The organism is Nocardioides sp. Arc9.136, assembly GCF_030506255.1.
Taxonomy (GTDB): Bacteria; Actinomycetota; Actinomycetes; order Propionibacteriales; family Nocardioidaceae; genus Nocardioides.
Map to the genome: position 1 here is coordinate 2,562,593 of NZ_CP113431.1, position 15,334 is coordinate 2,577,926.

10 protein-coding genes and 4 tRNA genes are annotated in these 15,334 nt (G+C 74.1%); 8 read left to right on the top strand and 6 right to left on the bottom strand.

All coding sequences use genetic code 11. The features are described from left to right. Positions 1-37 precede the first annotated feature (37 nt). Positions 38-2,026, bottom strand: a complete 1,989-nt coding sequence (gene thrS, locus OSR43_RS12475; protein ID WP_302266875.1) for a threonine--tRNA ligase — start codon at positions 2,024-2,026, stop codon at positions 38-40. 136 nt (positions 2,027-2,162) lie between these two features. Between thrS and OSR43_RS12480 the strand changes: the two genes are divergently transcribed. After that, positions 2,163-2,702 (top strand): GNAT family N-acetyltransferase, encoded by a 540-nt coding sequence (locus OSR43_RS12480; RefSeq protein WP_302266876.1) that lies wholly within the window; start codon positions 2,163-2,165, stop codon positions 2,700-2,702. Positions 2,703-2,780: 78 nt separating this feature from the next. Here the strand turns inward: OSR43_RS12480 and OSR43_RS12485 are convergent, their stop codons facing one another. From OSR43_RS12485 to OSR43_RS12495, 3 genes are all read right to left on the bottom strand, one after another. After that, complete coding sequence (locus OSR43_RS12485) at positions 2,781-3,848, bottom strand: hypothetical protein (RefSeq protein ID WP_302266877.1); 1,068 nt, start codon at positions 3,846-3,848, stop codon at positions 2,781-2,783. A gap of 144 nt (positions 3,849-3,992) precedes the next feature. After that, a tRNA-Val gene (locus OSR43_RS12490) sits at positions 3,993-4,064 on the bottom strand. A 94-nt stretch (positions 4,065-4,158) separates the two neighbouring features. After that, on the bottom strand, positions 4,159-4,980 hold the full coding sequence (locus OSR43_RS12495) for an aminotransferase class IV (protein WP_302266878.1): 822 nt from the start codon (positions 4,978-4,980) through the stop codon (positions 4,159-4,161). A 137-nt stretch (positions 4,981-5,117) separates the two neighbouring features. Here OSR43_RS12495 and OSR43_RS12500 point away from each other — a divergent pair. The 3 genes from OSR43_RS12500 to OSR43_RS12510 all read left to right on the top strand — a co-directional run bounded on the left by OSR43_RS12500 (position 5,118) and on the right by OSR43_RS12510 (position 5,395). Next, positions 5,118-5,190, top strand: a tRNA-Gly gene (locus OSR43_RS12500). Between the two features lie 43 nt (positions 5,191-5,233). Further along, positions 5,234-5,307: transfer RNA gene (locus OSR43_RS12505), tRNA-Cys, on the top strand. Between the two features lie 13 nt (positions 5,308-5,320). Next, positions 5,321-5,395 (top strand) — tRNA-Val (locus OSR43_RS12510). Positions 5,396-5,478: 83 nt separating this feature from the next. Here the strand turns inward: OSR43_RS12510 and OSR43_RS12515 are convergent. Both OSR43_RS12515 and OSR43_RS12520 read right to left on the bottom strand, forming a co-directional pair. Continuing rightward, positions 5,479-7,191, bottom strand: coding sequence for a GAF domain-containing protein (locus OSR43_RS12515; RefSeq protein ID WP_302266879.1), 1,713 nt, complete (start codon positions 7,189-7,191; stop codon positions 5,479-5,481). Between the two features lie 30 nt (positions 7,192-7,221). Beyond that, positions 7,222-7,872: a response regulator transcription factor gene (locus tag OSR43_RS12520; RefSeq protein ID WP_302266880.1), complete on the bottom strand. Its 651-nt coding sequence runs from the start codon at positions 7,870-7,872 to the stop codon at positions 7,222-7,224. 139 nt (positions 7,873-8,011) lie between these two features. Between OSR43_RS12520 and OSR43_RS12525 the strand changes: the two genes are divergently transcribed. The 4 genes from OSR43_RS12525 (at position 8,012) to cydD (ending at position 14,957) form a co-directional block, all read left to right on the top strand. Beyond that, positions 8,012-8,980: a hypothetical protein gene (locus OSR43_RS12525; RefSeq protein WP_302266881.1), complete on the top strand. Its 969-nt coding sequence runs from the start codon at positions 8,012-8,014 to the stop codon at positions 8,978-8,980. Between the two features lie 159 nt (positions 8,981-9,139). Further along, positions 9,140-10,597 carry a cytochrome ubiquinol oxidase subunit I gene (locus tag OSR43_RS12530; protein ID WP_302266882.1) on the top strand — a complete coding sequence of 486 codons (1,458 nt, stop codon included), beginning with the start codon at positions 9,140-9,142 and terminating at the stop codon, positions 10,595-10,597. 20 nt (positions 10,598-10,617) lie between these two features. Beyond that, on the top strand, positions 10,618-11,637 hold the full coding sequence (gene cydB / locus OSR43_RS12535; protein WP_302266883.1) for a cytochrome d ubiquinol oxidase subunit II: 1,020 nt from the start codon (positions 10,618-10,620) through the stop codon (positions 11,635-11,637). Then, positions 11,634-14,957: a thiol reductant ABC exporter subunit CydD gene (cydD, locus tag OSR43_RS12540; RefSeq protein ID WP_302266884.1), complete on the top strand. Its 3,324-nt coding sequence runs from the start codon at positions 11,634-11,636 to the stop codon at positions 14,955-14,957. Before cydB ends, cydD begins: the two co-directional genes overlap by 4 nt. Positions 14,958-15,334: the final 377 nt, after the last annotated feature.

A 15,334-nucleotide genomic window follows, 5' to 3' on the forward strand; every position in this document is an offset into this window, starting at 1 on the left:
TCGGCGAAGAGCAGGCGGCGGTACGCCGCAGGGCGGGTCAGACCTGGGTCCGCCCGGCGACGGCCTCCCGGACACGGGCGATGGCCTCCTCGACCGGCACACCGTTGTCCTGGCGGCCGTCGCGGTAGCGGAAGGAGACCGCACCCGCGGCGAGGTCGTCGTCGCCGGCGATCATCATGAACGGCACCTTCTGCAGCTGGGCGTTGCGGATCTTCTTCTGCATCCGGTCGGTGGAGTCGTCGACCTCCACGCGCAGCCCCTCGGTCCGCATCCTCTTGGCGACGTCCCAGAGGTAGTCCTCGTGGCGCTCGGCGATCGGGATCGCCTGCACCTGGACCGGGGCGAGCCACGGGGGGAAGGCGCCGGCGTAGTGCTCGACCAGCACGCCGAGGAACCGCTCGATCGACCCGAACTTGGCCGAGTGGATCATCACCGGCTCCTGGCGGGTGCCGTCGGCGGCCTGGTACTCCAGCCCGAAGCGGTGCGGCTGGTTGAAGTCGTACTGGATGGTCGACATCTGCCAGGTCCGGCCGATCGCGTCGCGCGCCTGCACCGACACCTTGGGGCCGTAGAACGCCGCGCCGCCCGGGTCGGGGACGAGCTCGAGCCCGGACTGCTCGCAGACGTCGCGCAGCACCGCCGTCGCGACCTCCCACTGCTCGTCGGAGCCGATGAACTTGTCGGGCTTGGAGTCGTCGCGCGTCGACATCTCCAGGTAGAAGTCGTCGAGGCCGAAGTCGCGCAGGAGGCCGAGCACGAAGTCGAGCAGGTGCTTGATCTCGCCGGGCGCCTGCTCGGGGGTGACGTAGGAGTGCGAGTCGTCCTGCGCGAACCCGCGGACCCGGGTCAGTCCGTGCACGACGCCGGACTTCTCGTAGCGGTAGACGTGGCCGAACTCGAAGAGCCGCAGCGGCAGCTCGCGGTAGGAGCGGCCGCGCGAGGAGTAGATGAGGTTGTGCATCGGGCAGTTCATCGCCTTCAGCTGGTACTTCGCGCCTTCGAGCTCCATCGGCGGGAACATCGTGTCGGCGTAGTACGGCAGGTGCCCCGAGGTGTGGAACAGCCCGTCCTTGCTGATGTGCGGCGTGCCGACGTACTCGAAGCCCTCCTCGATGTGCCGGCGGCGGACGTAGTCCTCCATCTCCCGCTTGATCACGCCACCGCGCGGGTGGAAGACCGGCAGGCCGGAGCCGAGCTCGTCGGGGAAGCTGAACAGGTCGAGGTCGCGCCCGAGCTTGCGGTGGTCGCGGCGCTCGGCCTCCTCGAGGCGGTGGAGGTACGCCTCGAGGTCCTCCTTGGAGGGCCAGGCGGTGCCGTACACGCGCTGGAGCTGCTTGTTCTTCTCGTCGCCGCGCCAGTACGCCGCGGCCGTGCGCATCAGCTTGAACGCCGGGATCCGCTTGGTGGTCGGCAGGTGCGGGCCGCGGCACAGGTCGCTCCAGGCGACGTCGCCGTTGCGGCGGATGTTGTCGTAGATCGTCAGCTCGCCCGCGCCGACCTCGACGCTCGCGCCCTCGGCGGCGTCCTCGGACTTCCCGGAGCCCTTCAGCCCGATCAGCTCGATCTTGTACGGCTCGTCGGCCAGCTCGTTGATCGCGTCGGCGTCGGTGGTGACGCGGCGGGAGAACTTCTGGCCCTCCTTGATGATCTTGCGCATCCGCGACTCGATCTTCTCGAGGTCCTCGGGCACGAACGGCGTCTCGACGTCGAAGTCGTAGTAGAAGCCGTCGGTGACCGGCGGGCCGATGCCGAGCTTGGCGTCCGGGAACAGCTCCTGGACGGCCTGCGCCATCACGTGCGCGGTGGAGTGGCGCAGCACGTCGAGGCCGTCGGGGCTGTCGATCGCCACGCCCTCGACCTCGTCGCCGTCGGCGAGCTCGTGGGAGAGGTCGCGCAGCTCCCCGTTGACCCGGGCCGCGATGACCGCGGGGTCCTCGGCGAAGAGCTCCCAGGCCTTGGTGCCCGTCGTGGTCGTCCGGTCCTGGCGCGCATCGGCGTGGACGAGGACGACTCTCATGTCGGACACAGTCTCTCCTGGAGGGTTGAGGTGGTCCCGGCCGTGCGGCCGGACCGCCCGATGCTATCGAGCGCTCCCCCGGCGGCTCGCGCGGATATCGCGCGACCGCAGGCACCTCCCGCGCCGCGGTGCGAGGATCGGGACCGTGACCGACGCGCCCGACGGGCTCCTGCTCGAGACCGACCGTCTGCGGGTCCGGCCCTGGCGCCACGAGGAGGCGCCCCGGCTGCTCGACGTCCTGAGCCGGGTCGAGGTGGTCCGCTGGCTCGGCGACGGGCCGCCGCAGCCGATGCGGGACCTCGCGGAGGCCCACGCCCGGATCGACCGGTACGTCGAGCGGTCGGCCACCCCTCCGCTCGGGATGTGGGCGGTCGAGGTCCGGTCCACGGGCACCGTGGCCGGGACGGTGCTGCTGCTGACGCTGCCGGGCGCCGAGGCCGGCGAGGTCGAGATCGGCTGGCACCTGCACCCCGACTCATGGGGCCGCGGCTACGCCAGCGAGGCAGCGCGGGCCCTGCTCGACCACGCCTTCGCCCACGGGCTGCCCGAGGTGCTCGCGGTGACCGACCTGGACAACGTCCGCTCCCAGGCGGTCATGGCGCGGGTCGGCCTCGCCGACCGCGGGGTGGTGGAGAAGTGGTACGCCGGACCGTCCCGGTTGTACGGAGTCACCGCGGACGAATAGCGCGCCCGGACCGCCTCGTCCGCCCCGTGAGGCTCCGGTCTCATCGAGCCGAGGCGGGCCGGCTCCGCGGTGCTCCGCTCAGCCGATTGACAGCGGAGTCGCGAGCTGGTTGGTCGTGCCGGCCGGGAGCCCGACGACGGCGGGCGTCGTCGATTGCATCTTCACGCCCAGGCGCGTGCCCACGCTGGAGCCGCAGGCGGGGTTGTCGATGGACTCCGAGGCGAACGACACCGCCGGCGCAGCACCCGCGGCGGTGGGGTCCGGGATGCCCAGCGTTCCCGGCGTCCCCAGGTACACCAGCGTCTTGCCGAAGACCGGGATGCCGCTGCTGGAGTTGAGGTACGGCGTGCCGGTGCACCCCGCCCCGGTGTAGTAGGTCTGCGAGGTCGGGATGGTCCCGTCCCAGCGAGCGGTGAGCATGTAGCCGGTCGAGGTCAGGATGGTGAAGGAGCTCCGGTCGGTGGAGAGCACCTCGCCGAGCGTTCGCCCCTGACCGTCGATCACCGCGAACCCGCCGCCCACGCCGGCGGGACCCTGCGGCCCCGCGTCGCCCTTCGGGCCCTGCGGGCCGGTCTCGCCCTTCGGCCCCTGCCCGCCGGCCGCGCCGGTCTCGCCCTTCGGCCCGGCCGGGCCCTGCGCGCCGTCCTCACCGTCGACGCCGTCGACGCCCGGCAGCCCCTGCGGTCCCGTTGCGCCGGTCAGGCCCGTGAGTCCGATCGGTCCGGTGAGCCCGATCGGGCCCTGCGGCCCCGTCTCGCCCTTCTCCCCCGCCGGGCCCGCGACACCGGTCCTGCCCTGCGCGCCGGTGACCCCCGCCGGTCCCGCGGGACCCATCGGGCCGACAGCTCCCGGAGCGCCGTCCTCGCCGTCCACCCCGTCGACGCCGGGCAGGCCGTCCTCGCCCGGCTCGCCCTCCTGGTTCCAGGAGATGCGGCGCTCGCGCTTGGACCAAGCGGCGTTGACGCGGCAAGGCGCGTCGTTGGTCTCGATGCGCAGGTTGCCGGTGGCGACGGCGTAGCAGCCGTCGATGGTCTTCGCGGACGCCTTCTGACCGGTGGTGGCGTAGGCGCCACCGACAGCTGCGGTGAGTGCGACAGCGGCGACCGCGACGCCGGCGGCGCGCGAGCGGTTGATGCGAGAGAACACGAAGGGCCTTTCAGTCAGACGAGTACGACGACCGAGCGTCCCATCCCGAGGAGTGAGCCCGCAGCCGAACGCACGGCGCAGCAGACGGAGACCGTCGTGAAGACGACGGCCCCGGACCTGTACGGTCCGGGGCCGGTCTGGAGGTGGGCGATACTGGGTTCGAACCAGTGACCTCTTCGGTGTGAACGAAGCGCGCTACCACTGCGCCAATCGCCCGTGCTGCACCCTGAGGTGCGGCCGAAACTGTAGCCCATGCCGGGTCGCCGGTCCCAACCGGCCACCGACACCGGCGGACGGGCGTTCGGACGCCTCAGCGGCCGAGGAGCTCCGGTTCGCGCCGGCGCCACACGCGCGCCGCCTCGGCGGTGACCGGGCCGGGAGCCGGGAGCTCGCGGTCGTCCCAGTGCGAGACGGCCTGCACGTCGCGGGTCGTGGAGACCAGGAAGACCTCGGTGGCGCGCTCGACCACGCCGATCGGCTCGTCGACCTCGCGCCCACCGCACCACTCCAGGACGAGGGCCCGGGTCACTCCGGCCAGGCAGCCGCTCGCGAGGGTGGGCGTCCGCAGCTCCCCGTCGACGACGTAGAAGACGTTCGAGCCGGTCCCCTCGCACAGGTGCCCGGCGAGGTTGGCGAACACCGCCTCGGTGGCGCCGCGGCGTCGCGCCTCGGCCAGCGCCACCACGTTCTCGGCGTACGACGTCGTCTTGAGGCCGGCGAGCGCGCCACGCTCGTTGCGGGGCCACGGGACGGTGGCGACCCGGGTGGTCGGCGCGGCGGGTCCCATGGCGTCGGCCACCACGACCAAGGTGGGGTCGGCGTCGCCGCGGCCGGACCCGAGCGGGGCCGGTCCGCCGGTGAAGGTGATGCGGAGCCTGCCGAGCGGGAGGTGCTCGGCGGCGAGGACCGCGTCGACCCCGCGGCGCACGGCGTCGACGTCGACGGGCGGCAGCCCGAGGCCCGCTGCGCTCCGCTCGAGCCGCTCCAGGTGTCGGTCCAGGGCGAACGCGCGACCGTCGACGACCTTCACCGCCTCGAACACCCCGTCGCCCACGGTGAAACCGTGGTCGGTCACCGGCACGGCCGGGGCAGTCGCGTCGGGGAGCAGGTGGCCGTCCATCCAGGCGTGCATGCAGCCACTCTAAGGAGGCCTCGTGGGCCCGTGGGGGCCTCCGAACGCCTGCGCGAAACGCCGGGGGGACCCCGATTTTGCGGCCCCCTGGCATTCGGCTAATGTTCTTCTCGCACGCCGGCCCCGGCCGGAAGCAAGCGGACGTAGCTCAGTTGGTAGAGCGCAACCTTGCCAAGGTTGAGGTCGCGAGTTCGAGCCTCGTCGTCCGCTCGCAAGGTCTTTCCACCGGGTCCTTCCATGGAAGGACCCGCATGGTGGGTTGGCCGAGAGGCGAGGCAACGGACTGCAAATCCGTCTACACGGGTTCAAATCCCGTACCCACCTCCACAACTCCATACTTGGGCGATTGGCGCAGTGGTAGCGCGCTTCCTTGACACGGAAGAGGTCACTGGTTCAAACCCAGTATCGCCCACCAGTCCCGAACCCCCTGGCCCCCGGCCAGGGGGTTCGCTGGTTCTCCGGCCCTCCCCCTGGCCGGGGCCGAGCAGACGCGACCGGTCAGCCGGTGGTGCGTCGCATGGGGACCGCCCACCGCACGGTGGTGCCACGCCCGGGCGAGGAGGAGACCTCGCAGGAGCCGCCGAGCTCCTCGGCCCGCTGGCGCAGGTTGCGCAGGCCGCTCTCGCGCGTGTCGGCGGGCAGGCCACGGCCGTCGTCGGCGACGGTCAGCACGACCTCCCGCCCGGCCCGGACGTGCACCTCGACCGAGCGGGCGTCGGCGTGTCGGCTGGCGTTCGACAGCGCCTCCCCCAGGACGGCGAGCAGGTGCGGGGCGACCTCGGCCGGCACGAGCGTGCGGACCGGGCCCTCGAAGCTCAGCGCCGGGCGGAACTTCAGGGTCTGCGCGGCCCGGTCGACCAGGCGCGTCACCTCGGTCTGCAGGTCGGCGCGGGCATCGGTCGACCCGAGGGCGAAGATCGAGCGGCGGATGTCCTTGATGGTGGCGTCGAGCTCGTCGACCGCCTCCTCGAGCCGGGCCGCCAGCTCGGGCTGCTGCAGCTGGCGCGCCGTCCCCTGCAGGCCGAGCCCGACGGCGAAGAGCCGCTGGATGACCAGGTCGTGCAGGTCGCGGCCGATCCGGTCGCGGTCCTCGAAGACCACCAGGCGCTGCTGGTCCGCGCGGGCGGCGGCGACCTGGAGGGCGAGGGCCGCCTGCTCGGCGAAGGCCGTGGGGGCAGCCAGGTCGAGCTCGCGGTGCAGGTGGGCGCGCTCCGGTGACCACGCCAGGACGAGGACGCCGTGGACCTCCTCACTCGCACGGACCGGCACCGTCACCGCCGGACCCAGCTCGAGCCACCCCGCACCGGTGAACCCCGCCTCGCCCACGTCCGGCACCGACGACGCCGCGTCGGCCGGCGGGTGCGCCGCGGCACGGGCGGGCACGGTGGGGCTCGGGACGTCGGGTGCCCGGCCCGAGGCCGCGACCACCACCGGGGCGTCCTCCGGTCCCGCGACCACCCAGACCAGGTCCGCGTCGGCGGCCTCGCGGGCCAGCGCGGCCACCGCACGCAGGGCGTCGGACTCCACCTCGTCGGCCGGCACGCCGTGCGGGTCGGCGCCGGCGAGGAGGCCGGTGACCTCCGCGGTGGCGGCCAGCCAGCGCTGCCGCACCGCGGCCTCGTGGTAGAGCCGGGCGTTCTCGATCGCGACACCCGCGGCGGCCGCGAGGGCGACGACCACCTCCTCGTCGGTGGCGGTGAAGTCGACCCCGCCCTCCTTCTCGGTCAGGTAGAGGTTGCCGAAGACGCGGTCCCGGATCCGGACCGGGACACCGAGGAACGAGCTCATCGGGGGGTGCCCGGGCGGGAAGCCGTACGACGCCGGGTGGGCCGCGATGTCGTGCAGCCGCAGCGGCTCGGGACGGTCGATGATCAGGCCGAGGATGCCGTGGCCGCGTGGGAGGTCGCCGATGACGTGGACGACCTCGGTCTCCATGCCGTGGTGCACGAAGGTGCTCAGCGGGCGGTTCGGCCCGCCCCCGATGACGCCCAGCGCGGCGTACTGCGCCCCGACCAGACGGCTCGCGACCTCGACGATCCGCGACAGCACGCCGTCGAGGGAGAGGTCGGCCGCCATCGTGACGACCGCGTCGAGCAGCAGCCGCAACCGGTCCTGCTCGTCGATCGCGCCGCGCACCCGGTCCAGCACCTCTCGCAGCAGGTCGTCGAACGCCGCGGAACCGAGGTCGGAGGGATCGCGGTCCACGGTCATGGCCGCACCGTACCGCTGCTGCCGCCGCTGCTACCGCCGCTGCTTGGTGGCGTAGATCGCCGCCTGCGTGCGGCTCTCGAGCCCGAGCTTGGCCAGCAGCGAGGAGACGTAGTTCTTCACCGTCTTCTCGGCGAGGAACATCCGCTCGCCGATCTGGCGGTTGGTCAGCCCCTCGGCGATGAGGGCGAGGATCTTCTGCTCCTGCCCGGTCAGCCCGTCGTGGCCCTCGTCGGTGGGCGGGCCGGAGCGCAGCCGGTCGAGCACCTGCGCGGTCACCGCCGGGTCCAGCATCGACTTGCCCTCCGCGACGCGGCGGACGGTCTCGAGCAGGTCCGCGCCGCGCACCTGCTTGAGGACGTAGCCGGCCGCGCCGGCCATGATCGCGGCGAAGAGCGCGTCGTCGTCGTCGTACGAGGTCAGCACGAGCGCGCGGATGGAGGGGTCGACCGAGCGGACCTCCCGGCACACGTCGATGCCCGACCCGTCCGGGAGCCGGCCGTCGAGGATGGCGACGTCCGGGCGCAGCGCCGGGATCCGCCGGGTGGCCTCCTCGGCCAGGCCGGACTCCCCCACCACCTCGATGTCGCCCTCGCTCTCGAGCAGCTCGCGGATGCCGCGGCGGACGATCTCGTGGTCGTCGAGCAGGTACACCCGGATCTTCGTGGAGGTCTCCTCGGCCATGGACCGAACCTAACGCCAACAGGCCGGGTCGGCGCCGCCCACGGGCTCTTGGGCCCCGGACGTCGGGACCTTGGTCCCTGCCCCCGCGCCTCCGCAGCGCGCACGCTGGTGGGACCGCCCGTCGTCGAGGAGCCCATCCATGCCGTCCGTCACCCGCAGCGAGCTCGCCGCCCTGGTCGGCGTCGCCTGCCGGGCGCCGAGCGTCCACAACACCCAGCCGTGGCTGTGGCGGGTGGCGGTCGACGGCACGGACGGGCCCTGCACCGTCGAGCTGTACGCCGACCCCTCGCGCCGGCTCGCCGCGGCGGACCCGACCGGCCGCGAGCTCCTCCTCAGCTGCGGCGCCGCGCTGCACCACCTCCGGGTCGGCGCGGCCGCGCACGGGCTCACCGCCGAGGTCGACCGGCTCCCCGACGTACGCCGCCCCGAGCTGCTGGCGCGTGTCTCGCTGTCGCCGGGCGAGGTTCCGCCGACCGCGGCCGCCGACCTCGCGGCGATCGCGACGCGGGTCACCGACCGGCGGCGGTTCACGTCCTGGCCGGTCCCCGCGTCGCGGCTGGAGCACCTGGCAGCGACCGGGGCGCGCGAGGGCGCGGCCGTCGTGCCCCTCGTCGACCTGGCCCGCCGGCACCGGGCCGACCTGCTGCTCTCCCGCGCGCGCGAGCGCCAGGCCGCCGACAGCCGGCTGCGCGAGGAGCAGCGGCTCTGGGTCGACCACGGTGTCCGCGACGGGGTGCCCTCCGGGCTGGTTCCGGCTGGGGCCGGGAGCAGGTTCGAGGCCGGGCCGGTCCCCGACCGGACCGAGCACGACGTCGAGCACTCCGACGGCGTGCTGCTGCTCGCCACGGTGGACGACGGTCCGCTGGAGCGCCTGCGCACCGGCGAGGCGCTCAGCGCCCTGTGGCTGCGCGCCACCACCGAGCGGCTCTCGGTGGTGCCGCTGAGCCAGGTCGTCGAGGTCGAGGAGACCCGCAACGCGCTGCGCCACGAGGTGCTCGACGGGACGCTGCACCCGCAGCTGCTCGTCCGGATCGGGTGGCAGGAGATCGCGCGGAGCACGCTGCCGCGCACCCCGCGCCGCGACCTCGACGACGTCCTGCTCGGCTGATCCGGCCCGGGCGACGGGGCCGCGGGCCCGAGGGCCCGCGGGCCTCGGGACCAAGGTCCCGCGGGCTCGGGACCGCCGACCGTGACGGCCGGCCCGCCCTGGTTCCTAGCGTGGTGCACGCCGGAGGACCGGCGTCGGAACCACCCAGGAAGAGGGACCGTGGACCCGCTCGACATCGCCCGGTGGCAGTTCGCCATCACGACCGTCTACCACTTCATGTTCGTGCCGATCAGCATCGGTCTCTCGGCCATGGTGGCCGGCTACCAGCTCACCTGGTTGCGGACGGGCAACACCCAGTGGCTGCGGCTGACCCGCTTCTTCGGGAAGCTCTTCCTCATCAACTTCGCCATCGGCGTGGTCACCGGCATCGTCCAGGAGTTCCAGTTCGGCATGAACTGGAGCGACTACAGCCGCTTCGTGGGCGACGTCTTCGGAGCCCCGCTGGCCATCGAAGGCCTGCTCGCGTTCTTCCTCGAGTCGACCTTCCTCGGCCTGTGGATCTTCGGCTGGGACCGGCTGCCGGCCCGGCTGCACAACGGGTGCATGTGGCTGGTCCACCTCGGCACGCTGTTCTCGGCCTACTTCATCCTGGCCGCGAACTCCTGGATGCAGCACCCGGTCGGCTACGACTACAACCCCGAGACCGGGCGCGCGGAGATGACCGACTTCGCCGCGGTGATGTTCAACAAGGTCCAGCTCGTGACCTTCCCGCACGTGGTGCTGGCGGCGTACATGACCGCCGCCGCGTTCGTGGTCGGCATCGCCTTCTGGCACCTGCGCCGCCACCAGGCCGTCGACGCCACCAGCGAGGAGTCGGGGATGTGGCGCAAGGCCACCCGCACCGGCGCCTGGATGGTGCTGGTGACCGGCCTCGCCGTGGCCATCGTCGGTGACGTGCAGGGCAAGGTGATGACCGAGGTGCAGCCGATGAAGATGGCGGCCGCCGAGGCGCTCTACGAGACCGAGCAGCCCGCGTCGTTCTCGGCGCTCACGATCGGCACGCCCGACGGCGAGCACGAGAAGTTCTCCATCACGGTCCCCCACCTGCTCTCCTACCTGGCCACCGGCACCTGGGACGGGGAGGTCCAGGGCATCCGCGACCTCCGCGAGACCTACCGCGAGACCTACGGCCAGGACCCCGGCGCGGCGTACTACTCCGCGGGCGACTACACCCCCAACATCCCGACGACGTACTGGACCTTCCGGTTCATGATCGGCCTGGGGCTGCTCGCCATGGGCGTCGCGACCTGGTTGCTGTGGGCGACCCGCAAGGGACGGGCCCCGGCCGGCCGGCTGCTGTACGTCGCCGTCGTGCTGCTCCCCTTCATGCCGCTGTTCGCCAACTCGATGGGCTGGATCTTCACCGAGATCGGTCGCCAGCCCTGGGCCGTCTTCGGCCTGATGACGACCGCCTCGGCCGTCTCCCCCGGCGTCAGCGCCACCGAGATGCTCATCTCGCTGGTCACCCTCACCGCGGTGTACGGCGTCCTGGCCGTCGTGGAGATCCGGCTGCTGCTCACCTACATCCGCAAGGGCGCCGACCCGGTGACCGAGGCCGACCTGCCGTCGGTCCGCACCGACGACGACGCCGACAAGCCCTTCGCCTTCGCCTACTGAGCCTGGAGACCGCACACACCATGGAACTCACCACCGTCTGGTTCGCGCTCATCGCGATCCTGTGGATGGGCTACTTCGCCCTCGAGGGCTTCGACTTCGGCGTCGGCATGCTCCTGCCCGTCCTCGGCCGCGACGACCGTCGTCGCCGGGTCCTGATCAACACCATCGGCCCGGTCTGGGACGGCAACGAGGTCTGGCTGCTCGTCGCCGGCGGCGCGACCTTCGCCGCCTTCCCCGAGTGGTACGCCACCCTGTTCAGCGGCTTCTACCTGCCGCTGCTGCTGATCCTCGTCGCCCTGATCGTCCGGGGCCTGGCCTTCGAGTACCGCCACAAGCGCGACGACACCGCCTGGAAGGGCCGCTGGGACGCCGCGATCATCGTCGGCTCGGTCATGCCGGCCTTCCTGTGGGGCGTGGCCTTCGCCAACATCCTGCGCGGGGTGGCGATCGACGCCGACCTGGAGTACGTCGGCGGGTTCTTCGAGCTGCTCAACCCCTACGCGCTGCTCGGCGGCGCGATGACGCTGCTGCTCTTCCTCACCCACGGGGCGGTCTTCGTCTCCCTGAAGACCGACGGCCCGATCCGCCTGGAGGCGCGGGCGCTCGCCGCCCGGACCGGCGTCGCGGCCGCCGCGGTCACGGTCGCGTTCCTGGCCTGGACCCAGCTCGAGACGGGCACCGGCGCCTCGCTCGTGGCCTTCGGCGCCGCCGCCGTCGCGCTGGTCGCCGGCCTGGTGGCGCTGGGCGCGGCCCGCGAGGGCTGGGCCTTCGTCGGCACCTTCGTCGCCATCGCGCTCGGCGTGGCCGGGCTGTTCCTGGCGCTCTTCCCCGACGTGATGCCCACGACGCTGGCCGACGGCACGAGCCTGACGACCACGAACGCCGCGGCGACGGCGTACACGCTCAAGATCATGACGGTGGTCGCCGCGATCTTCACGCCGCTGGTCCTGCTCTACCAGGCCTGGACCTACTGGGTCTTCCGGAAGCGGATCTCCGAGCACCACATCCCCGAGCCGGTCCTCGCCGGGCAGGGCTCGTGAGGCCCAGCGACCCGCGCCTGCGCCGCCAGCTGGCCCCCGCCCGGGGGCCGCTGGGCGGCGTGCTGGCCGCGGGCCTGCTCGGTGCGGTGCTGGTGGTCGCCCAGGCCTGGACGGTGACCGGCCTCGTCGTTGCCGTCGTGCGCCAGGAGCCGCTGCAGGGCTGGGCGCTCGCCGTCGCCGCCGTCCTCGGTCTCCGCGCGCTCACCGGATGGACCGGCGACGTGCTCGCTGCCCGCGCCGCGGCGCACGTGGGCACCCACCTGCGCCGCCAGGTGGTCGGCGCCCTCCCGCGGCGCGGCACCGCCGAGCCCGGCGACGCCGTCCTGCTCACCCGCGGGGTCTCGGCCGCCGAGCCGTACCTCACCCGCTACCTGCCGGCCGTCGTCCTCGCCGGCGTCCTGCCCCTGCTCACCCTGGCCGTCATCGCCACCCAGGACCTGCTCTCCGCCGTCATCGTCGGCGCCACCCTGCCGCTCGTGCCGGTCTTCGGCGCTCTCGTCGGCCTGGCCACCCGCGACAAGGCCGAGGAGCAGTGGCGAGCCATGTCCACGCTCTCGGGCCACTTCCTCGACGTGGTCCGCGGGCTGCCGACGCTGGTCGCCTACCGCCGGGCCCGCGCCCAGTCGCGCACCATCGGCGCCGTCACCGACCGGTACCGCCGGGCCTCCCTCGGCACCCTCCGCCTCGCCTTCGCGTCCTCGGCGGTGCTCGAGCTGGTCGCCACCCTCTCGGTCGCCCTGGTCGCCGTCACCGTCGGCGTCCGCCTCGCCGAGGGCGGGCTGGACCTGCCCACCGCGCTGCTCGTCCTGCTCCTCGCCCCCGAGGCGTACTGGCCGCTGCGCCGGGTCGGTGCGGAGTTCCACGCCGCCGCCGAGGGCGTCGCGACGTTCGAGGCGGTCGACGCGCTGGTCTCCGCCGCTCCCCCGGTCGAGCAGGCCGGCCGGCTCGCGCAGGCCGGGCAACCGGGCACCGGGGACCTGGAGCTGGTCGACCTCACCGTGACCCACGCCGGCCGGGGCGCGCCGACGGTCTCCGCGCTCAGCGCGACGCTCCCCGCCCGCGGCGTCACGGTCGTCACCGGCCCCTCGGGCTGCGGCAAGTCCACGCTGCTCGCCACCCTCGCCGGCCTGCTGGCGCGCGACTCCGGGGCCGTCTCGGCCGGCGGCCGGCCCGTCGGCGGCCGTGCCTGGCAGGAGCGGGTCGCCTGGCTGCCCCAGCGGCCGGTGTTCGTGGCCGGCTCGCTCGCCGACAACCTCCGTCTCGGCACGCCGGAGGCCAGCGACGACCAGCTGTGGTCGGCCCTGCGCCGGGTCGCGCTCGCCGAGCGCGTGCTCGCGCTGCCCGAGGGCCTGGACACCCCGCTCGGGGAGGACGGGCTGACGCTGTCCGCCGGCGAGCGCGCCCGCCTCGCCCTCGCGCGCGTCGTGGTCGCGGACCGGGCCTGGGTGCTGCTCGACGAGCCCACCGCCCACCTCGACGACCTCACCGAGCAGGTCATCGTCGACACCGTCGCCGAGCTGGGCCGCACCAGCGGGGTCGTCGTCGTCGCCCACCGGCCCGCGCTCCTCGCGGTCGCCGACCGCCGGCTGGAGATGGCCGAGCCTGCGCGGCCCGCCGAGGTGGCGCACCGGACGGGCCGGGACAGCGCCCACGCGTGGAGCGCCCAGCCGGTGGGCAGCCCCGCCGAGCCCGCCCCGGTCGGCAGCCTCTGGCCGGCCACGGTCGTCGGCGCCCTGGCCTCGGCCTCCGGCGTCGCGCTGACCGCCACCGCGGGCTGGCTGATCGTCCAGGCCTCGACGCACCCGGCCGTGCTCACCCTCATGGTCGCGGTCGTCGGGGTGCGGGCCTTCGGCCTGGCCCGGCCGGTGCTGCGGTACGCCGAGCGGTTGCGGTCCCACGACGTCGCGCTGCGGCTGCTGGCCCGCCGCCGGGTCGAGGTGTACGACGCCCTCGTGCCGCTGACGCCCGGCCGGCTGGGCCGACGCCGCGGCGACCTGCTCGCCTCGGTCGTCGACGACGTCGACGGGGTGGTCGACGCCGAGCTGCGCGTGCGGATGCCAGTGCGGCAGGCCGCCCTCGTCGTGCTGCTGGCTGGTGCGGTCGCGACCTGGCTGGCCCCCGCGGCCGGCCTCGTCGTCACGGCCGTCGCGGCACTGGCCGGCAGCGCCGCCTTCCTCCTCGCCCGGCTCGGCGCCGACGGCGCGGAGCGCGCGGCGGTCGTCCACCGCGCCGCCCTGTCCGAGGCCGCCGTCGAGGTCACCTCGGTGCTGCCCGACCTGGTCATGTGGCAGGCGGGCGACCGCGCCGCCGACCGGGTCGCGGCGCTCAGCGACCGGCTCGGCCGCTCGACCGTCCGCTCGGGCGCCTGGACCGGCGCCGCCCGTGCGCTCGTGCTCGCCACGACCGGCGGCGCCCTCGCGCTCACCGCCGTCGTCGCGGCCGACGCGGTGGGGGCAGGCAGGCTCTCGGGCCCGATGGCGGCCCTGCTCGTCCTCCTGCCCCTGGCGCTCGCCGACGTCCTGCTCCCGCTGGCCGACGCCGGCGCGCTGTCGTCGCGGACGGCGGCCGCGGCGGCGCGGCTGCACGAGCTCGAGCACCGGGAGCCGGCCGTCCGGGCCACCCCGGCGTCCGCCGAGCCCGACGGGCACCGCGTCGAGGCCGACGGCCTCGGCGGCGGCTGGGACGACGCGCGGTCCGGCCTGCGCGGGGTCTCCCTCGACCTGGCCCCGGGCTCCCGGGTCGGCGTGGTCGGCCCCTCGGGCTCGGGCAAGAGCACCCTGGCCGCGCTGCTGCTGCGCTACCTCGACCCGGCCGCGGGCGAGGTCCGGCTCGGCGGCGCGCGCACCACCGACGTCGCGCCCGACCAGGTACGACGCCTGGTCGGCCTGGTCGACGACGACCCGCACGTCTTCGCCAGCACGCTGGTGGAGAACGTCCGCCTGGCGCGGCCCGGTGCCGACGACGCGGAGGTGGAGGACGCCCTGCGGCGGGCCCGGCTCGGCAGCTGGCTGGACGCACTGCCGGACGGCCTCGACACGTGGCTGGGCGAGGGGCACGCCCAGGTCTCCGGCGGCGAGCGGGCGCGGATCGCCGTGGCCCGGTCCCTCCTGGCCGCGCACCCCGTGCTGGTCCTCGACGAGCCGACCGCCCACCTCGACCACGCCACCGCGACCGAGCTGGCGACCGAGCTGCTGACCGGCCCCCGGGACCGCAGCCTGGTGTGGATCACCCACGACGGCAGCGGGCTCGACCTCGTCGACGCCGTCGTCGACCTCGGCGCCCGGACGCGAGGGACCGCCGGTCAGGAGAGCCGGCGGTAGTCCCTGCTCGGCGACCGGGTCCAACCCGGTCCCGAGGCGGCGCCCGGTCAGCTCCCACCAGAGCGGCCGGACCACGACCGTCCGCTCACCCGGCCCCCAGGTCCGCGGCTGTCGGCTGGCCTCCATCGCGGCCACCGCTACGGGGTCGGCCAGCTCGTCGAGCGGTCCGCGGGCGAGCACGCTCCACCCGCGCTGGTCCTCGTGGTCGATCCCGTCGACCTCGAAGGCGACCGGCACCCCCGGCTGGTCGTGCACCAGCCGGGCCGGCGCGGAGGTCGGCAGGGTCCGCTCGAGCAGGGTGCGGCAGTCCCGGAGGTCCAGCACGGTCTCCGACCTCATGGCCCCGGATGAGGCAGCATCCACCAGGCGCACGTGGA